The 21547-nt window shown below is 65.1% G+C and carries 20 protein-coding genes and 1 tRNA gene; 11 read left to right on the forward strand and 10 right to left on the reverse strand.

From position 1 onward, the window contains the following. Both ACLHHB_RS05825 and ACLHHB_RS05830 read left to right on the forward strand, forming a co-directional pair. Positions 1 to 799: ABC transporter ATP-binding protein (locus ACLHHB_RS05825; protein ID WP_410217339.1), on the forward strand; the 799-nt coding region annotated here is incomplete at its 5' end. Position 800: 1 nt separating this feature from the next. Beyond that, complete coding sequence (locus tag ACLHHB_RS05830) at positions 801 to 2654, forward strand: ABC transporter ATP-binding protein (protein ID WP_410217340.1); 1854 nt, start codon at positions 801 to 803, stop codon at positions 2652 to 2654. 24 nt (positions 2655 to 2678) lie between these two features. Here ACLHHB_RS05830 and ACLHHB_RS05835 read toward each other — a convergent pair. Beyond that, positions 2679 to 2755, reverse strand: a tRNA-His gene (locus ACLHHB_RS05835). A gap of 100 nt (positions 2756 to 2855) precedes the next feature. Between ACLHHB_RS05835 and ACLHHB_RS05840 the strand changes: the two genes are divergently transcribed. Then, the gene (locus ACLHHB_RS05840) at positions 2856 to 3071 is read left to right on the forward strand and encodes a DUF6324 family protein (RefSeq protein ID WP_410217341.1); all 216 of its coding nucleotides are present in this window, start codon (positions 2856 to 2858) and stop codon (positions 3069 to 3071) included. On the opposite strand, the gene ACLHHB_RS05845 is transcribed toward ACLHHB_RS05840, so the two are convergent. Beyond that, the gene (locus ACLHHB_RS05845) at positions 3052 to 3516 is read right to left on the reverse strand and encodes an MmcB family DNA repair protein (RefSeq protein ID WP_410217342.1); all 465 of its coding nucleotides are present in this window, start codon (positions 3514 to 3516) and stop codon (positions 3052 to 3054) included. The two genes, ACLHHB_RS05840 and ACLHHB_RS05845, sit on opposite strands and share 20 nt — an antisense overlap. Before the next feature lie 124 nt (positions 3517 to 3640). Here ACLHHB_RS05845 and ACLHHB_RS05850 point away from each other — a divergent pair, with 124 nt between their 5' ends. Beyond that, complete coding sequence (locus ACLHHB_RS05850; protein ID WP_410217343.1) at positions 3641 to 3988, forward strand: RidA family protein; 348 nt, start codon at positions 3641 to 3643, stop codon at positions 3986 to 3988. On the opposite strand, the gene lpxB is transcribed toward ACLHHB_RS05850, so the two are convergent. The 8 genes from lpxB to ACLHHB_RS05890 all read right to left on the reverse strand — a co-directional run bounded on the left by lpxB (position 3966) and on the right by ACLHHB_RS05890 (position 14049). Further along, on the reverse strand, positions 3966 to 5126 hold the full coding sequence (gene lpxB, locus ACLHHB_RS05855) for a lipid-A-disaccharide synthase (RefSeq protein ID WP_410217344.1): 1161 nt from the start codon (positions 5124 to 5126) through the stop codon (positions 3966 to 3968). The two genes, ACLHHB_RS05850 and lpxB, sit on opposite strands and share 23 nt — an antisense overlap. 70 nt (positions 5127 to 5196) lie before the next feature. After that, entirely contained in the window at positions 5197 to 6006 is an 810-nt protein-coding gene (locus tag ACLHHB_RS05860; RefSeq protein WP_410217345.1) for an LpxI family protein, read from the reverse strand. Further along, a complete protein-coding gene (gene lpxA, locus ACLHHB_RS05865; protein WP_410217346.1) occupies positions 6003 to 6791 on the reverse strand; it encodes an acyl-ACP--UDP-N-acetylglucosamine O-acyltransferase in 789 nt (262 codons plus the stop codon). Before lpxA ends, ACLHHB_RS05860 begins: the two co-directional genes overlap by 4 nt. After that, positions 6784 to 7263: a 3-hydroxyacyl-ACP dehydratase FabZ gene (gene fabZ / locus ACLHHB_RS05870; protein ID WP_410217347.1), complete on the reverse strand. Its 480-nt coding sequence runs from the start codon at positions 7261 to 7263 to the stop codon at positions 6784 to 6786. The genes lpxA and fabZ overlap by 8 nt, the downstream gene beginning before the upstream one ends. Before the next feature lie 60 nt (positions 7264 to 7323). Then, on the reverse strand, positions 7324 to 9411 hold the full coding sequence (locus ACLHHB_RS05875; protein ID WP_410217348.1) for a hypothetical protein: 2088 nt from the start codon (positions 9409 to 9411) through the stop codon (positions 7324 to 7326). Next, entirely contained in the window at positions 9408 to 12167 is a 2760-nt protein-coding gene (locus ACLHHB_RS05880; RefSeq protein WP_410217349.1) for a DUF4159 domain-containing protein, read from the reverse strand. The genes ACLHHB_RS05875 and ACLHHB_RS05880 overlap by 4 nt, the downstream gene beginning before the upstream one ends. Further along, on the reverse strand, positions 12167 to 13045 hold the full coding sequence (locus tag ACLHHB_RS05885) for a DUF58 domain-containing protein (RefSeq protein WP_410217350.1): 879 nt from the start codon (positions 13043 to 13045) through the stop codon (positions 12167 to 12169). The genes ACLHHB_RS05880 and ACLHHB_RS05885 overlap by 1 nt, the downstream gene beginning before the upstream one ends. Next, positions 13042 to 14049 carry an AAA family ATPase gene (locus ACLHHB_RS05890; RefSeq protein WP_410217351.1) on the reverse strand — a complete coding sequence of 336 codons (1008 nt, stop codon included), beginning with the start codon at positions 14047 to 14049 and terminating at the stop codon, positions 13042 to 13044. Before ACLHHB_RS05890 ends, ACLHHB_RS05885 begins: the two co-directional genes overlap by 4 nt. A gap of 63 nt (positions 14050 to 14112) precedes the next feature. Here ACLHHB_RS05890 and ACLHHB_RS05895 point away from each other — a divergent pair, with 63 nt between their 5' ends. The 7 genes from ACLHHB_RS05895 to ACLHHB_RS05925 form a co-directional block, all read left to right on the forward strand. Next, positions 14113 to 14658 carry a DUF1285 domain-containing protein gene (locus ACLHHB_RS05895; protein WP_410217352.1) on the forward strand — a complete coding sequence of 182 codons (546 nt, stop codon included), beginning with the start codon at positions 14113 to 14115 and terminating at the stop codon, positions 14656 to 14658. Then, entirely contained in the window at positions 14658 to 15434 is a 777-nt protein-coding gene (locus ACLHHB_RS05900; RefSeq protein ID WP_410217353.1) for a hydroxypyruvate isomerase family protein, read from the forward strand. The genes ACLHHB_RS05895 and ACLHHB_RS05900 overlap by 1 nt, the downstream gene beginning before the upstream one ends. 224 nt (positions 15435 to 15658) lie before the next feature. Then, positions 15659 to 16780 carry a hypothetical protein gene (locus ACLHHB_RS05905; RefSeq protein WP_410217354.1) on the forward strand — a complete coding sequence of 374 codons (1122 nt, stop codon included), beginning with the start codon at positions 15659 to 15661 and terminating at the stop codon, positions 16778 to 16780. A gap of 129 nt (positions 16781 to 16909) precedes the next feature. Beyond that, positions 16910 to 18730: a translational GTPase TypA gene (gene typA, locus ACLHHB_RS05910; RefSeq protein ID WP_410217355.1), complete on the forward strand. Its 1821-nt coding sequence runs from the start codon at positions 16910 to 16912 to the stop codon at positions 18728 to 18730. Between the two features lie 247 nt (positions 18731 to 18977). Beyond that, positions 18978 to 19613 carry a TetR/AcrR family transcriptional regulator gene (locus ACLHHB_RS05915; RefSeq protein ID WP_410217356.1) on the forward strand — a complete coding sequence of 212 codons (636 nt, stop codon included), beginning with the start codon at positions 18978 to 18980 and terminating at the stop codon, positions 19611 to 19613. Between the two features lie 89 nt (positions 19614 to 19702). Then, a complete protein-coding gene (gene ahcY / locus ACLHHB_RS05920; RefSeq protein ID WP_410217357.1) occupies positions 19703 to 21088 on the forward strand; it encodes an adenosylhomocysteinase in 1386 nt (461 codons plus the stop codon). Between the two features lie 4 nt (positions 21089 to 21092). Continuing rightward, positions 21093 to 21547: S-adenosylmethionine synthetase N-terminal domain-containing protein (locus tag ACLHHB_RS05925; RefSeq protein ID WP_410217358.1), on the forward strand; the 455-nt coding region annotated here is incomplete at its 3' end.

Below are 21547 nucleotides of genomic sequence, written 5' to 3' on the forward strand. Positions count from 1 at the left end.
CGACGGCGAGGACATACTGGGTTACGACCGCAAGCGGATGCTCGGCGTGCGGAGGAACATGCAGATCTTCTTCCAGGACCCCTACGCGAGCCTGAACCCCCGCATGACGGTCGGCAACATCGTCTCCGAGCCGCTCAAGACCCACGATGTAGGCGGGAGCACAGGCGGCGACCGCAAGCGGCGGGTGCAGGAGCTCCTCGAGGTGGTCGGCCTGAATCCCGAGCACTACAACCGCTATCCGCATGAGTTCTCGGGAGGACAGCGCCAGAGGATCGGGGTGGCAAGGGCCATCGCGCTCAACCCGCGCCTGATCATCTGCGACGAGCCAGTCTCGGCTCTGGACGTCTCGATCCAGGCGCAGGTCATCAACCTGCTGATCCGCCTGCAAAAGGATCTGGGCCTTTCGCTGATCTTCATTGCACATGACCTGTCGGTGGTGAAACATATCAGCGACCGCGTGATGGTCCTGTATCTGGGCAAGGTGATGGAGATCGCGTCTTCCAAGGATCTGTATGGCGCCCCGCAGCACCCCTATACACAGGCGCTGCTGTCGGCGGTGCCGGTGCCCGACCCGACGATCGAAACCGCCAAGACGATCGTGCCGCTGGCGGGGGACCTGCCTTCGCCCATGAATCCGCCATCGGGCTGCGTCTTCCGGACGCGCTGCCCCCGCGCGCAGGCGCGTTGCGCGGCCGAGGTGCCGGCCCTTCTGGGTGGCGATCATGGCGTGGCCTGCCACTTCCCCGGCCCCTTCACCGAGGCCGAGATCGCCCGCGCCCGCCGGACCGAGGCTGCCTGACATGCCACCCGACGCGCCGTCCGGCCCCAGTTTTTCGGCGCGTTGGGCAGCACTGAAGAACATTCCTCCGTTTCTGGCGATGGTCTGGCGCGCCAGCCCGCTGCTGACCCTTGCCATGATCGCATTGCGCCTGTCGCGGGCGGTCATGCCCGTGGCGATGCTGTGGGTGGGCAAGCTGATCATCGATCAGGTCGTGGCCCTTTCGGCGCTGGAGGGGCGGCCGGACACGCTGGCAGGCTGGTGGGACAGCGGAATGGCCCACCCGCTGATCGTGCTGGTCGCACTGGAACTGGCCCTTGCGGTGGCGCAGGACATCTTGGGCCGGCTAGTCAGCTATGTCGATGCGCTGCTGCAGGAAAAGCTGGTGATCGACATTTCGATCCGGCTTATGGACCACGCGGCCGGGCTGGATCTGGCCAGTTTCGAGGACGCGGCCTTTCAGGACCGATTGGACCGTGCGCGGCGGCAGACCATGGGCCGCATCCCCCTGCTGAACCAGATCATGCAGCAACTGCAGGACAGCCTGACCGTTCTCAGCTTTGCAATCGGCCTGCTGCTCTATAACCCGTGGCTGGTGGTCCTGCTGGCGCTGGCGCTGATCCCGTCGCTGTTCGGGGAAATGCACTTCAACGCCCAGACCTATGCCCTGAACCACCGCCGGGCGCCCGACCGACGCGAACGCGATTACCTGCGCATGATCGCGGCCACTGCCGAGACCGCGAAGGAGGTCAAGATCTTTGGCCTCTCGCCTTGGCTGCGCGACCGCTATCTGACCCTCGCGCGCCGCTTTTATGTCGAGAATCGGGCCATCCAGCGCCGGCAACTGTCGGTCATGGCAGTCCTCACCGCCCTCGGCACCCTGGCCTATTACGGAGCCTTTCTCTGGATCGTTGCCCGCACCCTGACGGGCACCCTGTCGATCGGCGACCTGACCTTTCTGTCCGGCAGCTTTCTGCGCCTGCGCGGGCTGCTGGAAGGGTTGTTGTCCAGCTTTTCCAGCATGGCCGGTCAGGCGATGTATCTGGATGACCTGTTCGAATTCTTCACCGCTGTCCCGGCCATCGCCTCGCCGGCCGATCCGCGGCCGGTGCCGCAACCCATCCGTCACGGCTTCGTATTCGAGAATGTGGGCTTCCGTTATCCGGGCCGCGAGGACTGGGCCATCCGCAACATGACCCTGGAACTGCGCGCGGGGGAAACGGTCGCGCTGGTGGGCGAGAATGGCGCAGGCAAGACCACCATCGTGAAGCTGCTGGCGCGGCTTTACGACCCGGATGAAGGGCGCATCCTGCTGGATGGGCATGATCTGCGCGATTATGACCTGGATCAGCTGCGCGGAACGGTCGGTGTCATCTTCCAGGACTTCGTGCGCTATGCCGTGACGGCCGCCGAAAACATCGCCATCGGCCGGATCGAGGCGCGCGATGACCGGCCCCGCATCGTCGCCTCCGCCGAGCGGGCGCTGGCCGATCAGGTGATCGCGAAACTGCCGCAGGGATATGACCAGATGGTCGGCAAGCGGTTTGCCCGCGGCCTGGACCTGTCGGGGGGCGAATGGCAAAAGCTGGCCATCGCCCGCGCCTATATGCGCGACGCGCAGCTGCTGGTGCTGGACGAGCCGACCGCCGCGCTGGATGCCAGGGCCGAGTTCGAGGTGTTCCAGCGCTTTCGCGACCTGACCGCTGGACGGACCGCGCTGCTGATCTCGCACCGCTTTTCCAGCGTCAGGATGGCCGACCGCATCATCGTATTGGAAGGCGGTCAGGTTCAGGACCAAGGCAGCCATGAGGAACTGCTGTCACGCCCCGGCCGTTACGCCGAACTGTTCGAACTGCAGGCCGCAGGTTATCGCTGACGGTCATCTATCCCGAGAGAAAGGTGGTACCGCCTACCCGTCTCGAACGGGTGACCTCTAGATCCACAATCTAGCGCTCTAACCAACTGAGCTAAGGCGGCACAGGGCGGTTCTTTAGACCTCGTTGCGGTCGGTTGCAAGCCCCGCTTGCCGCGAAATTGCGTCCACGTTACAGAAAGTTCGAAAGTGAAAGGACAAGCCATGGGTATCAACAGCGAAAGCGACATCACGGCCAATCTGCAGATCGGCCCGACCGACCAAGGCATGGTGCGGATCTACATCCAGGGCGAGGGTGTGGACCTGCCGATGGATTTCGACCCCGAGGAAGCCACCGAAATTGCCGAAGAGCTTCTGGCCGCAGCCGATGCGGCCCGCACCATGAGCCAGGGCGGCAAGCCTAAGAAGCCCCGGCGCTGATCCCGTCAGGGTCGCACAGGCCCTGCAGTCGCAGGGCTGCGACCCGGGCGAAATCGCGCTGAACCTTGACGCGGCGGGCGCCAGCAAGTTTGGTTTCGGGCGCCATGCGCAGGATTTCCGCACCAAAGGCATCCGCCTGGATCAGGCCGGTATCCTCGGGCAGCAGATCCACCGGGAAATCACCGTCAACGGCCCAGAAATACCGGTCGCACCAGTCCAGATAACCCTGCCACTTGCGATCGGACCTGAAATCCGCGCGGCCGCTCTTGCATTCGACGATCCACAATTCGCCCTTGGGTCCAAGGCTGATCAGATCGACGCGCAACCCGCGTGCCGGAACGAATTCCGTCAGCACCGCATGATCCAGACTGCGCAGCAGCCGTGCCGCGCCACGCGCGAGGCGCTGCCCCGGCATGGGCGGCAAGGAAAGCGAGGATGCGGTCATGGCGCTCAATCTAGAACATAGCAGGAACAGCCGCAAGCCGACTTGCTGCGGTCAAAGGCCGCGTATAGCGTCGCGCCACCGTGCCGGCACAGCGGGCACCCTTTGATCTTCAAGGAGCATTCAGATGAGCGACATCACCCGCATCGAAACCGGACCCCGCATGAGCCAGGCTGTCATTGCCAACGGCTTCGTCTTTCTTGCAGGTCAGGTCGGAGAGCCGGGCACCTCGGTCACCGATCAGACCAAGGCAATCCTGTCGCAGATCGATGTGCTGCTGAAAAAGGCGGGCACTGACAAGACCCGCATCGTCTCGGCGCAGGTCTGGATGGCCGACATGGCCGAGTTTGCCGAAATGAACGCCGTTTGGGATGCCTGGGTGCCCCAAGGCAATGCTCCTGCCCGTGCCACCGGAGAATCGGCCTTGGCGACCCCCGACTACAAGGTCGAGATCATCGTGACTGCCGTTCTCTGATTGCCTCCAGGACAGAGCGCGCCGCGCGAAGGCCCGGCGCCTCTCCACCCCTGCCCAACCGGTCCATGGTCAGGTCCATGGCGTCCAGTTGCGCCTTGCGTGCCACCGGATCCTCCAGCGCATCCTGCAGTGCCTGCGCCAAAGGTCCGGGCTGGCAATGGCGGCCCAGAAATTCAGGCACTGCGCGCGTTTCGCTGACCAGATTGACAAGGGTGACGGTATCGGTCCGCAGCAGCAGGCCGATGATCAAGCGGCTGACCGGCGCCATGTCATAGCCGATCACCATCGGGATGCGATTGGCAGCCAGCTCCAGACTGACCGTCCCCGAGGCCGCCAGCGCCAGATCGGCGGCAGCAAAGGCCCCCCGTTTCTGCTGATCGTCCTCGACCACGATGGGCGCGGTGGGCCATCGGCGCGCCATGTCGTGCACCAGGCCGGAAACCCCCGGCACGGTGGGCAGTACCACGCGGATCTCGGGAACACGATCGCGCAGCCGCATCAGCGCCTCGTCAAAGCGCGGTCCAAGGCGGCTGACCTCGGACCGCCGCGATCCCGGCAGGCAAAGGATCACCGGTGCATCAGGGGCCAGACCATGCGCTGCGCGGAAAGCCGCGCCCTCATCCGGGCCGGCGATCTGAGCAGTGGCAACCGGATGTCCCACGAAATCACAGGTCATCCCGGCCGTCTGCATCAGAGGGGGCTCGAACGGCAGAATCGCCAGAACGTGGTCGACGACCTGTGCCATCTTTTGCGCCCGCTTGGGCCTCCATGCCCAGACAGACGGGGCGACATAATGAACGATAGGCAGATCGGGACGAGCCGTCCGGACCAATCGCGCCACGCGCAGGCAAAAGTCCGGGCTGTCGATGCCGATCAGCACGTCGGCCTGTGCGTCGATGACGGTACGGGCCGTTTCCGCAATGCGTCGCTTGAGGTGCCGATATTTTGGAAGAACTTCCCAGATGCCCATCAGGCTCAGTTCATCCATCGGGAACAGGCTGGCTAGACCCCGCCCCTGCATCCCGATGCCACCGATGCCGACGAATTGCGCTTCAGGGTCCAGCTGGCGCAGACCGGTCATCAGGGCGGATCCCAGTTGGTCACCAGAAGCTTCGCCCGCGATCAGGAAATACTTCATGATGACCTGCCCCGTTGATTGCCGTCTGTGGCTATGTGGGCGGGACTGGCAAGCCGAGTCAACGCATGCCCTAGTCCAGCGGAGGTGCAGCCCACAGGAACAGGCCCGCTGCTTTGGCCTTGCGCAACGTTTCGGCCTGGTCGAGCAGGATGACGCCCCCCGCCTGCCATGCGATGCCTGCCAGATCGGCTGCCGCGGCCTGATCGATGCTGTCCGGTCCGATCGTCGGCAGATCCACGCGCCGGTCCTGCCCCGGTTTGGGCGCCTTGTAGAGGACGCCCCTGGCCCCTGCCGCGTACGGCCGGAGGTCGCGATGGCCGGCCACGAAATCCAGCATGGCCGCCGTACCGGGCAAGGTTTCGATCGCCAGGCACAGGCCCTGTGCCACAACGGCGCCTTGGCCCAGATCCAGCGGCCCCATCTGCTTCACGATCTTGGCCGCCAATCCGACATCCCGCCGGTCAGCCTGCGAAGGCGAACCGGTCAGGATACCCTCCGCAGGAATGAGATCAGGAGCAATTTCCGATACAGAACAGACCGTCAGACCATTTTCCTCGAAAACATCGAGAACCGCGCGCAGGGCTCCGTCATCCCCTGACTGCATCGCCGACAGGATCCGAGGCACCAGTTGTGCCGTTCGCGGGTCGAAGGCTTCCGGTTCAAGACGCGGTCTGCGAATGGCACCGGCAAAGACCACGCGGTCAATCCCTTGGGCCAACAGTTCATCCAGAAAAGGAACCAGCCTTTCCAACCGGAACGGGGTTGCGGACAGGCCTTCAGGCGCGAACCCTTCCAGTGCGAAAATGGCAGGATTGTCTAGGGCGGCAGCGACGGCCGGGGCCAACCGTCCCTGCCCCGCGATCACGGCGATGCGACTCATGGGGTTTGCGGCTTCAGAAAGCTGCGGTCCGAGGGACCGAGGATGAACTCCAGCACGTCACGTTCCATGGCAGTCACGTCCTGATCGGCGCGGTCGCGGGCGGTTGCGCGGAACGAGCCGGCACCCAGTGCGGACAAGAGGTCACGCAGCGCCGAGATCTCGGACCGGGTGGCGCCGCGGCGCTTCAGCCCGACCAGGTTCAGGCCGTCCAGATGGCCACGCGGCCCTTGGACCAGACCGTAAGGGATCACGTCGGCCGTCACCATGGTCACGGCGCCGATCATGGCGCCGCGCCCGATCCGGACCCATTGGTGAACGCCTGACAGGCCGCCCACGATCACGTCGTCCTCCAGCACGCAATGACCGGCAATCGCCACATTGTTGGCCAGGATCACGCGGTCGCCGATATGGCAATCATGCCCGACATGGGAGCCCATCATGAACAACCCATCATCGCCCACGGTTGTCAGACCGCCGCCACCTTCTGTGCCTGGATTCATCGTAACATGTTCGCGGATGCGGTTGCGTGCACCGATCTGAAGGCGCACAGGCTCGCCCCGGAACTTCAGATCCTGCGGGACCTCGCCGATCGAAGCGAAAGGGAACACCACGGTTTCGGCGCCGATGCTGGTGTCGCCGGACACCACCACATGCGATTTCAAAACCACCCCGTCGTCCAGCCGGACCTCCGGTCCTACGACGCAGAACGCGCCGATCTCGACCCCTGCACCGACATGGGCCCCGGGTTCGATCACGGCCGAAGGATGGATTCTGGCATCAGCCATCAGTCTTGCGTGCCATCATGGCGGTGTATTCGGCCGACGCGCAAAGCTGACCGTCCACCATGGCCTTGCCCTCGAACTTCCAGATCTTGCCCCCGCCGCGGATGGCACGGCAATGCAGTTCCAGCACGTCGCCCGGAACCACCATGCGGCGGAACTTGCAGTTGTCGATGCCCATGAAATAGGTCAGCATTTCCTCATCCACCACATTCATGCTGATGCCGACGACCACGGCAGCGGTCTGGGCCATGGCCTCGATGATGGTGACACCCGGCATGACGGGCTGGTTCGGGAAATGACCCTGGAAATGCGGCTCGTTGCTGGTGACGTTCTTGATGCCCACCGCGCCCTCGAAGGGGACGATGTCGCGCACCTTGTCGATGAACAGGAACGGATAACGGTGCGGAATGATCCGCTTGATCAGCGACAGGTCGGCCTCGGTATAGGGGGCGGGGTTGCGCGTATCGTCAGCCATTTGCGTTCCTTCGGGCGGTTTGAAACGGGTTAGCAACCGGGGCGGCGGATGGCAAGCATGTCAGGCCGTCCGGCCGCGCCGGCCTTCGGCCAGCCAGCCGGTCAGGATCAGTCCGGCGATCAGCACCAGCCACGCCCATCCCGGCAGCAACGGGCGCCGCTCGAGCCCTGTCACCGTGGCTGCTTCGCGTGGCGTGATGCCGATCCACGGCCCCCCGAGGCCGTTGCCACTGGTCGCGCGCCCGGTTCGCACTTGCCGCAGGTCGGGCACGCCATCGGACAGGCGCTGGACGCTGCCGCCGCTGGATTCGGTCAGGGGTGCCAGCAAAGGAGCGTCAGCCACCGTTTCCTCGAACTCGCGCGGTGCCGAGGGGCCCAAGGCAAGGACGCGGCGCAGATCACCCTCCTGGATGCGGTACAGGCCCGGCTCGGGGGCAGTCCAGTCGGCAACATGATGCCCGGGGCCTTCCACGGTCAGCGGCACTTCGCTGGTCGTGCCATCGGGTGCCGTCACGATCAGCGGGCCGGCCGCTTCTGCCATCGTGCGGCGGGTGAAACGGACGGACAGGCCGTCGCTGACATCGGCCAGCAGGGCTTCTTCCTCCAGCTCGGGTTCTTTCATGGACCAGTGGGCGATGCGGCGCAGCAGTTCCAGTTGCGGCCCGCCGCCTTCGAAACCGCGCCCCCACAACCAGACCTGATCCGATGTCAGCAGCGCCACGCGCCCCTCCTCGACCCGATCGAGGATCAGCAGCGGCTTGTCCTCGGCCCCCGTCAGGGCGACCTGCGCCCCGGGTTCGGGCGCCACCTCGGTCATGCGCAGCCAACGCCCCCATTCCGGGTCCGCATCGGGCAGCGCACCGGGCAGTTCCGATGTCACGGGATGCCGCCGCCCGTCCTCGGTCAGGCGGGGCAGATAGGGCTGGTCGATCACGCGGCCCGTCGGGCGCGCCGGCAGGATGTCGCCCAGGGGCGACAGGCTGAGGCTTTCGACCGTGGCCATCTCCGGCCCCGCCGACACCAGCAGCGCGCCCCCCTCGCGCACATAGCGCGCGATGTTGAGGTAATAGTCCGGCGGCAGGATGCCCCGCACGCTGTAGCGGTCAAAGATGATCAGGTCGAAGTCGTCGATCCTGTCCATGAACAACTCGCGCGTCGGAAAGGCGATCAGGGACAGTTCGCTGACCGGCACGCCGTCGAACTTGTCGGGCGGACGCAGGATGGTGAAATGGATCAGATCAACGGCCGCATCCGATTTCAGCAGATTGCGCCATGTCCGCTCGCCGGCATGCGGTTCGCCCGAAACCAGCAGCACACGCAGGCGGTCACGCACGCCGTTGATGCTGATGGCGGCTGCGTTGTTGCGATCGGTCAACTCGCCCTCGGCCGTGTCTACGGCGATGCGCACGACGTTCTGTCCGGCATGACCGGGAATGACGGGCAGCGTCATGGTCGTGTTCAACGGCACGGCGACGACCTGTTCCTCCTCGCCGTCCAGCGACAGGCGTAGGGTCACGCTGCCGGCCTGCTGATCGACAGGAACGGCGCCCTGATCCTCGATCCGCAAGCGGATCGTCACCTCTTCGCCGATCAGCCCAAAGGCCGGTGCTTCCTCGATCACCAGCCGGCGGTCCCAATCCTGCGGCTGGCCGGTCAACAGCACATGCAGCGGCGCATCCAGCGCTTCAGGCAGCATCGCAGTGTCGTGCAGCCGCCCGTCCGTCAGCGCGATCACCCCCGCAAGCCGCGCCGCGGGTTCGGCGGCGACGGCGCGCCGGATCGCCGTGCCCAGCAATGTCCCGTCGGGATCGTCGCCCACGGTGATCCGGCGCAGGTCGGTATCCGGCAGCGCGCCGATCTGCGCGGCCAGAGCGTCCGCGGCCTGATCGACCTGATCCGAACGCCCCGGCAGTTCCTGGCTGGAGGACCGGTCATCCAGCAGGATCACGATGTCGGACAATCCCGCTCGTGTCCCGACCTCCAGCGCCGGTCCCGCGAGGGCCAGGGCTGCGGCCGCGCCCGCCAAGCCGCGCCAAGCCCATCCGCGAAGCCCGCGCCACAGCGCAAAGGCGGCCACGATGACCGCCAGCGCGGCGAGTGCGGCAATGGCCCACCAGGGCAGCGCCGGATCGAAACGGAGCGCGGTCATCGCGACAGGACCTCCTCGGTCCGCAGGCGATCAAGCAACGCCGGGACATGGACCTGATCGGATTTGTAGTTGCCGGTCAGGACATACATGATCAGGTTGACGCCAAAGCGATAGGCCATCTCCCGCTGCTGTTCGCCTTCCCATCCGCCCCCGATGGGAAAGGTGGGAAAGCCGTTGTCATCGACGGCCCAGGCCTCGGCCCAACTGTTGCCGCCGATGACAACCGGAGAAACGCCATCATTGAGTTGACGAAAGGGAACGCCGGCATCGGCCTCGGCCCCGACAGGCGGCGCCTCGACCCAGACCGGGTTGCCTTGCCAGCGGCCGGGAAAATCGCTCAGCAGGTAAAAGGTGCGCGTCAGCACGTGGTCCTGCGGCACCGGCGCAAGGGGCGGAATGTCCAAAGGAGCCGCCAGCCGGCGCAGTGCGTCCGACATGTCAGGGCCGCCGACGCCCGTCACGTCACCGTCGCGCGTGTCGAACAGGATCATGCCGCCTGACCGCAGGAACGCGTTCAAACGCAGGTAAGCGCGGGGCGATGGCATGTCCTGACCTTCGGTGATCGGCCAGTAAAGAAAGGTCAGGAGAGACAGGTCGTCCTGATCCAGATCGACCCCGATGGGCCGCCCCGGCTCGACCGATGTGCGTTGGCGCAAGAACAGCGACAGGCCCCACAGCCCTTCTTCGGAGGCCCCGTCGATCGCGCCATCGCCCGTGATGACATAGGCCAGCGCAACCTCGTCGGCCGCCCGGATCAGGTCGGCATCGAGATCCTGTGCCATGGCAACTGGCGGCGGCATCAGGACCAGTGCCAGAAGGATCACGGCCGCAATATGCGTGCTACGCCGCCCTTTGCGCCCGAGCCATGCCGACCCCAGTGCATCCAGCGCCAGCAGCAGGGCACCCGCTGCCAGCAGGAGCCCCTTCAGGTCGCGCCTTCGGCCTGTGTCGGCAGCCTCGACCTCCGCGCCGGGCCAGGTGGCCAGGGCAAAGGGTCCGCCGGCATTGAGGGCCTGCCGGCGCTCTCCTGCCGCATAGATGCCCGCGGGGCGGTCGGGGCCGGGGCCGCGTTCCATCTCCGCGGCCGCAACGGGTGCCAGACCTTCGGCCGGAGCCGGCCTGCCAAAGCCGTCCAGAACCGTCCGAGGCGTCCAGAACGGTTGCTGCCGATCCTCGGCAGCCTCGGCCGTGGGTGCCAAGCGGGCGGTCGCCACCAGCCGTTCCATCATCTGCACGAACAGACCGGACAAGGCCAGGTTCGACCATTCGGCATTCGCCGTCACATGGACCAGCACGACCTGCCCCTCGCCCAGCCTGTCGCGGGTGATCAACGGCGTGTTATCGGTCAGGGCGGCAATGGTCTTGCCCGCAAGATCGGGCGCGGGTTGCGCCATCAGTTGCGCGCGCACCGTCACGTCATCGGGGATGGCCAGCCCCGCAAAGGGACCCGAAGCGTCGAAAGGCGCCAATCCGCGAGGGTTGCCCCAGCTGAGTGCACCGCCGATATCCCGCCCGCCCTGTCGCAGGGCCACGGGCAGCAACGGCTCGTCCAGCAGCCGGTCCGAGCCTGCCATGCGTGGTCCGGCAAAGCGGATCAGCAAGCCACCCTCTTCCACCCATTCGGCCAGTTCGGGTGTTTCAGCAAGCTGCACCTGGTCGGCCAGGACGATGACATCCGGCGCGGTGTCCAGAACATCGCCCAGCCCTCCCTCGACCAGATCCGACGTGGGCTCCAGAGCTTGGCGCAGATAATGTGTCTGGGCCAGCAGCTGTTGACCCTCGGCCTGGCCTGCAGGGTCGCCAACCAGTCCGACTTTGTGACGGCGCAGGCGATCATCGGCCAGCAGGACAGCGCCCGCGTGATCTTGGCCCTCGATCTGGAAGCGGGTGATGCGGTTGCGCAACTCGGGCGGCAGGTCGATGGCCACCGGGCGCGTCGTCAAGCCGTCCTGCACCACCGGATCGCCGGGGGTCAGAGTGGCCAGTGCCCGTTCGATTCCTTGGGGGTCCGGCCCGATGGCCTGAACGGCCAAGGGCGCATCGTCGGTGGCCGTGATGGCAAGGGAAGGAGCCTCTGTTCCCGCCAACGACAGGGTGCGCAATGCCCGCGTCGGCGGAACCACCGTCACGGCCCCGCGCCGGGCCAAGGCCGCAAGCCAAACGGTACGGTTCGGATGATCGGTGCCGTCGGCAATCCATAAGGTCTGCATGTCTGCGGGCGCATCGGCCAGTGCCGCCTGCGGATCCTGGGGCAAGGCGGAAGGCCAGGCCACCGGTTGCGCACCCCGCAGGCGCGAGACAAGACTGTCGGCAGGTTGGAACAACAGCCCCGTCTCACCATCGCGTCCATCAGCCAGCAACAGGGCTGCCGGGCGGCCAGCCGCGCCGGCCTGCGTCAGCGCGCGCTCGGCCCGCCCCTGTCGCATGGCCCAATCAGGCGCTGCTGCCCACCCTGCATCCATGACCACCAGCAGCGGATCGTTGGATGATGCCTGAGTCACCGGTCGCCAGACGGCACCGGCAAAGGCCAGAATGAACGCCGCAATCGCAGCAAGCCGCAACAACAGAAGCCACCATGGCGTCCGTCGGGCCACCGGGTTCCGGTCCGCCAGCCCCGCCAGCAGGGTGATGCCCGGAAAGGCGATGCGTCGCGGGGCGGGTGGCATGGCGCGCAGGATCACCCACAGGACAGGCAGCGCAACCAGCGCACCCAGCACCCAAGGGGCGGCAAAGCCAAGCGGGCCAAGCAGCAGCATCAGCGCGCTCCCTGCCCCAGGGCCTGCCAGATCCAGCCAAGCGCATGAGCCGGATCGGCATCTGTCGTGTGCTGGCCGAATTGCCAGCCTGCCTGTGCAGCCTGTGCCGCCAGCCAATCCTGTCGCTGGGCCAATCGTGCCAGATAGGCGGCGCGCAGACCCCCTGCATCGCGGCTGTCATGACGCTGCCCGCCACCGACAGACCGGAATTCGACCGCGCCGTCATAAGGGAAATGCACTTCGTCCGGATCGAGGATCTGGAACAGCAGCCCAGTTACACCCAAGCCCGAGGCCTGTTGCAACACCGCCTGAACCCAGGATGGGTCCGCCAGGAAATCTGAGATCAGGATCACCCGCTGGTTCGGGCGCAGCCCCGCAGGCGAGGCCTCGTCATGATCCTGTTGGATCGAGACGGCATCGGCCAGAGCCTCGGCCAGCCGGTCGGCCTGAACCCGCCCGGCACGGGCAGGCTGTCCCAGCAGCCCGACCTTTTCGCCCCCGCGCAGCATTAGCATTCCCAAGGCCAGCGCCAGCAGCCGGCCCCGGTCGGCCTTGGTTGGTCGATCAGAACCACCCGTGAAATCCATGCCCTGCCCTCGGGACAGCCAGATCGCCGCAGCCTGCGCCGTTTGCGCCTCGCGGTCGCGCACGAACTGCGCATCGGACCGCGCCGAGCGGCGCCAGTCGATGCTGCGCAGTGCATCCCCGCTGGCCGCGGGGCGGTATTGCCAGAAATCCTCGCCCGGGCCGGCACGGCGCAGGCCATGCGCTCCGGGCGCCACCATCGCCGCCAGCCGCTGGGCCGACAGAACCAGCCCCGGCAGATGGCCGGCGGCGGCCTCGGCCCGGCCGCGCAGATCGGTGGGCGAAACGCTCATGCGGCGCGACGGCCGAGGGTCCGGTCGTCCAGCAGGCGCGTAATGACGGCATCCACCATTTCGCCCCGCGCACGCGCCGCGAAGGACAGGGCCATGCGGTGACGGAGAACGGGGGCCGCCATGGCCGCCACATCGTCCAGCGTTGGGGCATAGCGCCCGTTCAGGACCGCCCGGGCGCGCGTGACCAGCATCAGCGCTTGGGCCGCGCGCGGCCCTGGGCCCCATTGCAGGGCATCGGTGACGAAGGAAGCAGCCTCGGGCGCACCGGGGCGCGCGGCACGGACAAGGTCGAGGATCGCCTCGACCACGGTTTCGCCCACGGGCATCCTGCGGATCAGGCGCTGCGCGGTGATCAGGTCACCCGCCTCGAAGGCGCCATGCGGAGCCCCTTCGTCCAGCCCGGTGGTGGTCAGCAGGATCCGGCGCTCGGTGTCCCGGTCGGGATAATCGACGTCGATCTGCAGCAGGAAACGGTCCAGCTGCGCTTCGGGCAGCGGATAGGTTCCTTCCTGTTCGATCGGGTTCTGGGTGGCCAGGACGTGGAACGGACGGCCAAGCGGGCGATGCTGGCCGCTGATGGTCACCTCGCGCTCCTGCATGGCCTGCAGCAGGGCGGATTGGGTGCGCGGGCTGGCACGGTTTATTTCATCCGCCATCAGAAGCTGGGTGAAGACCGGGCCCTCGATGAAACGGAAGGCACGGCTGCCATCGGGCAGCGCATCCAGAACTTCGGAACCCAGGATATCGGCCGGCATGAGGTCCGGGGTGAACTGGATGCGCTGGCTGCCCAGACCCAGAACCGTGGACAGGGTATCCACCAGCATCGTCTTTCCCAACCCGGGCTGCCCGATCAGCAGGGCGTGACCGCCAGCCAGAATGGCGGCCAGGACCTGCTCGACCACCTCGTGCTGACCGACGAAGCGCTGCTCGATGCTGAGACGCGCGCCGGCCAGCCTTTCGGCCAGGGCTTCCACCTCTTGCACCAGAATATCATCCGACATCATGACATGGCCCTTCTGCTGCTTTAGAAAGAGCATAGGCAGTCAGGGAAGAGGCGACCAGATCGAATGGCGGAAAACGGTGACAAAAGCGTGAGTGCCGACGGCCTTGCGCAAGCGGCCAGCAAGGCGGCCAAGGGCGGCCTTCCCCCGGTGCATCTGTGGAACCCGCCTTATTGCGGCGAGATGGACCTGCTGATCCGCGCGGACGGCCTGTGGATCCACGAGGGAACACCGATCGGACGCGAAGCCATGGTGAGGCTGTTCTCGACCATCCTCAAGCGCGAGGGCGACCGCTTCTTCCTGGTCACGCCCGTCGAAAAGGTGGGCATCAGGGTCGAGGACGCGCCGTTTCTGGCCGTGGACGCGCAGATCGAGGCGGACCGCATCACGTTCACCACCAATGTCGGCGACACCGTGATGGCCGGACCTGGCCATGACATCGTCATCCGGGGTGATGCGTCCGATCCGCGGCCCTATGTGCATGTGCGCGCCGGACTGGAGGCGCTGATCGACCGCAAGACCTTCTATCGTCTCGCCGATGCCGCGGCGGAGGGACCGGACGGGCGGACGGGGGTGCGTTCGGGCGGGCAGTTCTTCGCGCTGGAGCCCTGATGCCACGCTTTGCCGCGAACCTGACGATGCTTTTCACCGAAGCGCCGATGGCCGAGCGTTTCGCGCTGGCGGCCGAGGCGGGGTTTCAGGGCGTGGAGATCCTGTTTCCTTACGACATCGCGGCATGGGAACTGGCAAATGCCGCAACGGATGCAGGTCTGGAGATTGTCCTGATCAACACCCCGCCGCCGAACTGGGCCGGCGGCCCGCGCGGCTTTGCAGCTGTGCCCGGCCTGGAAGAACGCTTCCGCCGCGACTTCGAACGCAGCCTGCGCGTGGCACAGGCATTGCGCACCCGGCACATCCATATCATGTCGGGACGGGCCGGGGGCGACGTCGCTCGGGATGTCCTTGTCCGCAACCTTGAATGGGCTGTCCAGCGGGCGCCTCATGCCAGCCTGACGATCGAGCCGATCAACCGCGTCGACATGCCGGGCTATTTCCTCGCGGATTATGACTTGGCCATCGACGTGATCCGGCAGGTCGCCGCACCCAACCTGGGCCTGCAATTCGATGCCTATCACGCCCAGATGATCACCGGAAACATGCTGGCCTGCTGGCGCATGGTTGCGCCGCTGGTCCGCCATATCCAGATCGCGGGTCATCCCGGCCGGAACGAGCCCGATTGCGGGTCGATGGATTATCCAGCCTTCTTTGCCGAATTGGACAGGGGCGGGTATCGGGGATGGGTCAGTGCGGAATACAACCCCGCCCGCACGACGGCTCATGGACTCGACTGGCTCCGCAGTGCCCTTGGGGCCACACCGGCACGATGACCGGCGGTGTTTGGCAGACAGCCGCCGCATTTTCGGTCAGGCCACGGAACTTGCCCGACTTTCAGACCGTTTGACCCCGGATGCGTCGCACAAACGGGCCGTTGGGGTCACGGGCGGCGCGAATGCGAAAAGGGGTAAGTCATGAATTCCATCATCTATATCGTCGGTCTGATCGTCGTCGTCCTGTTCATCCTGTCGTTCCTTGGCCTGCGCTAGGAATGATCATGAACGAAAACCCCATTGAAGGAGCCGATCGCGGTTCCCGCAGCCATGTCGACTGGGCCGCCATCCTGTCGGGCGCAGCCATCGCTGCCGGTGCCTCGATCGTCTTCACCGGCTTTACCGCCGCGTTGGGCCTGGGATCCGTCTCGGCGGAAGAGGGCGAGGGTCTTGGCACCTTCGCCCTGATCCTTATCGGGCTTTTCGCCTTTATCTCGATGGTCGCCGTCTACGGCCTTGGCGGCTATGTCGCTGGCCGGATGCGCAGCCACACGGCGGGTGCCCCCAATGAGACCGAGGCCCGTGACGGCGTTCACGGCCTGACAGTCTGGGCGATCGGCGTCATCATCGGCGGCGTTTTGGCTGCCGGTGCCGTATCAAGCGGCATCCGTGCCGCAGGCAACGCCGCAAGCACCGTGGTCGAGGCGGGTGGCTCTGCTGTCGGGGGCGCATTGCAAGGCACTGGCCAATTGGCTGGCGGGATCGTCGGCGGCGTTGGTCAACTGGCCGGTGGCGCGATCAGCGGTGTGGGTCAACTGGCCGGCGGCGCCGTGTCAGGCGCAGCCGAAGGCGCGGACTCGATGGGAGGCAACCCGCTCGACTATGTGACCGACCGCCTGCTGCGCACTGAAGCGGCCGCCCCGGATCAATTCTCGAACGAGGCCATTCGTCGGGAAGTGACCGGGATCATGGGCACGCTGCTGCGCACCGGCGAAGTTCCCGAAAACGATCTGGACTATCTGCGCAGCGCGCTGGCAGCGCGGACCGAGCTGACCCCGGCCCAGATCGACGCCCGCGTCGAGGACGCCGTTCAGCAGGTGCAGACCCTGCGTGATGAAGCCGAGACCCGTCTGCAGGAAGCTCAGGCTCAGGCCGAAGAGGCTCTGGCCCAGGCTCAGGCTCAGGCCCAGCAGTTGCAGCAGGAAGCCGAACAGCGTCTGCAAGAGGCTCAGGCAGCCGCTATTGACGCTGCGGAATCAGCACGCCGCGCCGCCGTCTGGACAGCCCTGTTTCTGACGATCTCGGCACTGGTTGCAGGTCTCGCCGCCTGGATGGGTGCCATCAAGGGCGGTCAGGATCGCGATGCGGGCCGTGTCTGGAGCGGTCTGACCCGTCGCCGCCACTGAGACGCAGCTTGACAGAAATGTGTCAGTAGGCACCGGGGCCCCCGTTTCGCGACGGGGGCCTCTCACTTTGCGGGTGGCGTTTGAGGCCCATATCCGCTAGGGCAGCCGCGAACCTGAAAGAAGGCCACCATGGATATCCGCAACATCGCCATCATCGCCCACGTCGACCACGGCAAGACCACTCTGGTGGATCAGCTGCTGCGTCAGTCTGGGTCGTTCCGCGACAACCAGGCCGTCGCGGAACGCGCGATGGACAGCAACGACATCGAACGCGAACGGGGCATCACCATTCTTGCCAAGGCTACCTCGGTGGAATGGAAGGGCACCCGCATCAACATTGTCGACACCCCGGGCCACGCCGATTTCGGCGGCGAGGTCGAGAGGATCCTGTCAATGGTCGACGGTGTCTGCCTGCTGGTCGACGCCGCCGAAGGTCCGATGCCGCAGACCAAGTTCGTGACCTCCAAGGCGCTGGCGCTGGGGCTGCGTCCCATCGTCGTGCTGAACAAGGTCGACAAGCCCGCGGCCGAGCCGGACGAGGTTCTGAACGACGTGTTCGACCTGTTCGCCAACCTGGGCGCCAATGACGAGCAGCTGGACTTTCCGCATGTCTATGCCTCGGGCATCGGCGGTTGGGCGGACGCAACGCTGGAGGGCGAGCGCAAGGACATGTCGGCGCTGTTCGACCTGATCCTGAAGCACGTCCATCCCCCCAAGCAGATCAGCCGCGCCACCGAGCCGTTCCAGATGCTGGCCACCACGCTTGGTGCCGACCCGTTCCTGGGCCGCCTGCTGACCGGGCGCGTCGAGGCTGGTACTGCCAAGGCCGGCGACACGCTCAAGGCGCTGTCCCGCGACGGCGAACGGCTGGAGCAGTTCCGGATCAGCAAGATCCTGGCCTTTCGCGGCCTGACCCAAACCCCGATCGACCTGGCCGAGGCTGGCGACATCGTCACCATTGCCGGTATGGCCAAGGCCACCGTGGCTGACACGTTGTGCGCCCCCGAGGTCGATACCGCCCTGCCCTCGCAGCCGATCGATCCGCCGACCATCAGTGTGACCTTCGGCATCAACGACAGCCCGCTGGCCGGCCAGGAGGGAAAGAAGGTCCAGAGCCGCGTCATTCGCGAGCGCCTGATGCGCGAGGCCGAGGTCAACGTGGCCATCAAGGTCGAAGATACCCCCGGCGGCGAGGCCTTCGTGGTCTCGGGTCGCGGCGAACTGCAGATGGGGGTTCTGATCGAGAACATGCGCCGCGAAGGGTTCGAGCTGTCGATCAGCCGTCCGCGCGTGATCTTTCAGGAAGAAAACGGCCAGCGCATGGAGCCGATCGAAGAGGTCATCATCGACGTCGATGACGAGTATACCGGCGTCGTCATTGAAAAGCTGACTGGAGAGCGCAAGGGCGACCTGGTCGAGATGCGCCCTGCAGGCGTCGGCAAGACCCGCATCGTGGCTCATGTCCCGGCACGTGGCCTGATCGGCTATCAGGGTGAGTTCATGACCGACACGCGCGGCAACGGCGTGCTGAACCGCATCTTCCACGGCTGGGCCCCGCACAAGGGCGCGATTCAAGGCCGCCGCCAGGGCGTCCTCATCAGCATGGAGAACGGGGTTTCCGTTTCCTATGCGCTGTGGAAGCTGGAGGATCGCGGCAAGTTCTTCATCGGTGCCCAGGAACAGCTGTATCAAGGCATGATCATCGGCGAACATAGCCGCGACAACGACTTGGAAGTGAACCCGCTGAAGGGCAAGCAGCTGACCAACGTCCGCGCCTCGGGCACGGACGAGGCGGTACGCCTGACGCCGCCGGTCCGCCTGTCGCTGGAAGAGGCTATCGCTTATATCAACGATGATGAACTGGTCGAAGTGACGCCCAAGAACATCCGCCTTCGCAAGCGTCATCTGGACCCGCATGAGCGCAAGCGTCAGGCCAGAGCCGACGCCTGACCATCTTTATAAATCAAAAAGGTCCCGGATCGATGCATGATCCGGGACCTTTTTTCTTTGACATGGCCTCCCCTTGCCGAACTGTTCAGCGCGCGCTCCATGTCTTCGTCACGATTTATTGCAGAAACTGCACAACCCGGTTGATTCGAAAGGATTTCGCTGCTCAACTGCCAGTATAGTTCCAGCGCATCATGTCGCTGCTTCTCTGAAATCGTCGTTGGTCAACGCAGGACTTGGAGGAACGGCCATGAGCATGCAAAGGAAATCGGGCCTGCCTTACGGTCTGCATGAACGAGTCATAAAGGCGACGCTGGCTTGGCTGGAACGGTCGCATACGCAGGCTCCCGAGCCCGAGGAAGTGGCGGAAATTCTAGGTGAACCCCGGGATGCGGTTCAGCGGCTCTTTCCCGACAGCACGTCGCTGCTGGTGGCGGCGGCTGAACAGGCGCTGGTCATCCTGATCGACAACTGCGCCCGTGCGGTGGTTCTGGTGGATGCCAAGGACCCGGTTGCGCAGTTTTCCGCTTTGGCGGATGCTTATCTGGCTTGGGCAGACAGCTATAGCGCCCAGTTTCGCCTGCTGACCGACAGCCGCCTGCTGCACAGTCTGGATCACCCGTCCCTGAACCGCTATCTCAACTCGATGGATGCACTGATGGTGCAGATGCTGACGCGTGCCCAAAAGAACGGCCAGTTGCACCCCAAGGAAAACATTCCGCTGCTGGTCACCTCGGCACGCTGCTTTGCCTATGGATTGGCCTGCATGCTGGTGGACGGGCGGATGAAAGACCTGTCTGGTTGCGAGGGTGACCCGGTCGAAACAGCGCGCATGCTGTCGCGCGATTTCATCCAGCGTATCCGCCGGTCCAGCCGGATCACCTGATCGCTAAAGATCGCGTCAGATTAGCCCCTTTCGAAAAAGCAGACCTTGCGGTATCTGCGTGGCAACCCGGAATTGACGAAAGACACGCCGTGACCGATTACATCATCAAGGATATTGCGCTGGCCGATTATGGGCGCAAGGAACTGGACATCGCCGAAACCGAGATGCCCGGCCTGATGGCCTTGCGTTCCGAATACGGTGACGCAAAGCCTCTGGCCGGTGCCCGGATTGTCGGCAGCCTGCACATGACCATCCAGACCGCCGTCCTGATCGAGACCCTCGTGGACCTTGGGGCCGATGTCCGTTGGGCGTCCTGCAACATCTATTCGACCCAGGACCATGCCGCAGCCGCAATCGCCGCTGCGGGCGTTCCGGTCTTTGCCATCAAGGGTCAAAGTCTGGAAGAGCATTGGGATTATCTGGACCGGTCGTTCCAGTTCTCCGACGGACCGAACCTGATCCTGGACGATGGAGGCGACGCAACCCTGTATGTCCTGTTGGGCGCCCGTGCCGAGGCCGGGGAGGAGATCATTCCCGTTCCGGCATCGGACGAGGAAGCCGTCATCAAGGCGCAGATCCGCACGCGGATGGCGCAGTCGCCCGGCTGGTTCACCCGGACCCGCGACCAGATCCTGGGCGTGTCCGAGGAAACGACCACGGGTGTTCACCGTCTTTATGACCTGCAGAAGAACGGACAGCTTCCCTTCCCCGCGATCAACGTGAACGACAGCGTCACCAAGTCGAAGTTCGACAATAAATACGGCTGCAAGGAGTCGCTGGTGGACGACATCCGCCGCGCCACCGACGTGATGATGGCCGGCAAGGTTGCCGTGGTCTGCGGTTATGGCGATGTCGGCAAGGGCAGCGCTGCCAGCCTGCAGGGCGCGGGCGCCCGTGTGAAGGTGACCGAGGTCGATCCGATCTGCGCCTTGCAGGCCGCAATGGACGGGTTCGAAGTCGTGACGCTGGAGGATGTGGCCGCCACGGCCGACATCTTTGTCACGACGACCGGCAACCGCGACGTGATCCGGCTGGAGCACATGCGCGAGATGAAGGACATGGCCATCGTCGGCAACATCGGCCATTTCGACAACGAGATCCAGGTCGCCGCGTTGCGCAACCACAAGTGGACCAACATCAAGGATCAGGTGGACATGATCGAGATGCCTTCGGGCAATCGCATCATCCTGCTGTCACAGGGCCGTCTGTTGAACCTGGGGAACGCGACGGGGCATCCGTCCTTCGTGATGTCGGCAAGCTTCACCAACCAGGTGCTGGCGCAGATCGAACTGTTCACCAAGGGCGACGAGTACAAGCCGGGCGTGTATATCCTGCCCAAGGCATTGGACGAAAAGGTGGCGCGCCTGCACCTCGAAAAGGTCGGCGCCAAGCTTTCGACGCTGTCGCCCGAACAGGCTGCCTATATCGGCGTGACGCCGGAAGGCCCTTTCAAATCCGATCATTACCGGTATTGATCCCATGACCGAATATTCGCTGTTCACTTCGGAGTCCGTGTCCGAAGGTCATCCCGACAAGATTGCCGACCAGATTTCGGACGCGATCCTCGATGCCATCCTGGCTGAGGATCCGCGTGCGCGCGTGGCGTGCGAGACGATGGTCAAGACCGGCGTCGCCATCATCTCGGGCGAGATCACGACCAGTGCTTGGGTGGATCTGGAATCCATTGTCAGGGGGGTCATCAACGACATCGGCTATACGTCCTCCGATGTCGGCTTCGACGGTGCGACCTGTTCGGTGATCAACATCATCGGCAAGCAATCTCCCGAAATCAATCAAGGGGTTGATCGCGAAAGCCTCGAAGAGCAAGGCGCTGGCGATCAGGGCCTGATGTTCGGATATGCATCGGACGAGACCGATGTCCTGATGCCCGCGCCCATCACCTATGCTCATCGGCTAGTCGAACGGCAGTCGAA

It is taken from the genome of Paracoccus sp. (in: a-proteobacteria), from assembly GCF_046462195.1.
Taxonomy (GTDB): domain Bacteria; phylum Pseudomonadota; class Alphaproteobacteria; order Rhodobacterales; family Rhodobacteraceae; genus Paracoccus.

Excerpts from the sequence above, each read along its gene's own strand:
- ACLHHB_RS05830 (WP_410217340.1), top strand. The coding sequence starts at position 801 with ATGCCACCCGACGCGCCGTCCGGCCCCAGTTTTTCGGCGCGTTGGGCA.
- ACLHHB_RS05840 (WP_410217341.1), top strand. The coding sequence starts at position 2,856 with ATGGGTATCAACAGCGAAAGCGACATCACGGCCAATCTGCAGATCGGC.
- ACLHHB_RS05845 (WP_410217342.1), bottom strand. The coding sequence starts at position 3,516 with ATGACCGCATCCTCGCTTTCCTTGCCGCCCATGCCGGGGCAGCGCCTC.
- ACLHHB_RS05850 (WP_410217343.1), top strand. The coding sequence starts at position 3,641 with ATGAGCGACATCACCCGCATCGAAACCGGACCCCGCATGAGCCAGGCT.
- lpxB (WP_410217344.1), bottom strand. The coding sequence starts at position 5,126 with ATGAAGTATTTCCTGATCGCGGGCGAAGCTTCTGGTGACCAACTGGGA.
- ACLHHB_RS05860 (WP_410217345.1), bottom strand. The coding sequence starts at position 6,006 with ATGAGTCGCATCGCCGTGATCGCGGGGCAGGGACGGTTGGCCCCGGCC.
- lpxA (WP_410217346.1), bottom strand. The coding sequence starts at position 6,791 with ATGGCTGATGCCAGAATCCATCCTTCGGCCGTGATCGAACCCGGGGCC.
- fabZ (WP_410217347.1), bottom strand. The coding sequence starts at position 7,263 with ATGGCTGACGATACGCGCAACCCCGCCCCCTATACCGAGGCCGACCTG.
- ACLHHB_RS05875 (WP_410217348.1), bottom strand. The coding sequence starts at position 9,411 with ATGACCGCGCTCCGTTTCGATCCGGCGCTGCCCTGGTGGGCCATTGCC.
- ACLHHB_RS05880 (WP_410217349.1), bottom strand. The coding sequence starts at position 12,167 with ATGCTGCTGCTTGGCCCGCTTGGCTTTGCCGCCCCTTGGGTGCTGGGT.
- ACLHHB_RS05885 (WP_410217350.1), bottom strand. The coding sequence starts at position 13,045 with ATGAGCGTTTCGCCCACCGATCTGCGCGGCCGGGCCGAGGCCGCCGCC.
- ACLHHB_RS05890 (WP_410217351.1), bottom strand. The coding sequence starts at position 14,049 with ATGATGTCGGATGATATTCTGGTGCAAGAGGTGGAAGCCCTGGCCGAA.
- ACLHHB_RS05895 (WP_410217352.1), top strand. The coding sequence starts at position 14,113 with ATGGCGGAAAACGGTGACAAAAGCGTGAGTGCCGACGGCCTTGCGCAA.
- ACLHHB_RS05900 (WP_410217353.1), top strand. The coding sequence starts at position 14,658 with ATGCCACGCTTTGCCGCGAACCTGACGATGCTTTTCACCGAAGCGCCG.
- ACLHHB_RS05905 (WP_410217354.1), top strand. The coding sequence starts at position 15,659 with ATGAACGAAAACCCCATTGAAGGAGCCGATCGCGGTTCCCGCAGCCAT.
- typA (WP_410217355.1), top strand. The coding sequence starts at position 16,910 with ATGGATATCCGCAACATCGCCATCATCGCCCACGTCGACCACGGCAAG.
- ACLHHB_RS05915 (WP_410217356.1), top strand. The coding sequence starts at position 18,978 with ATGAGCATGCAAAGGAAATCGGGCCTGCCTTACGGTCTGCATGAACGA.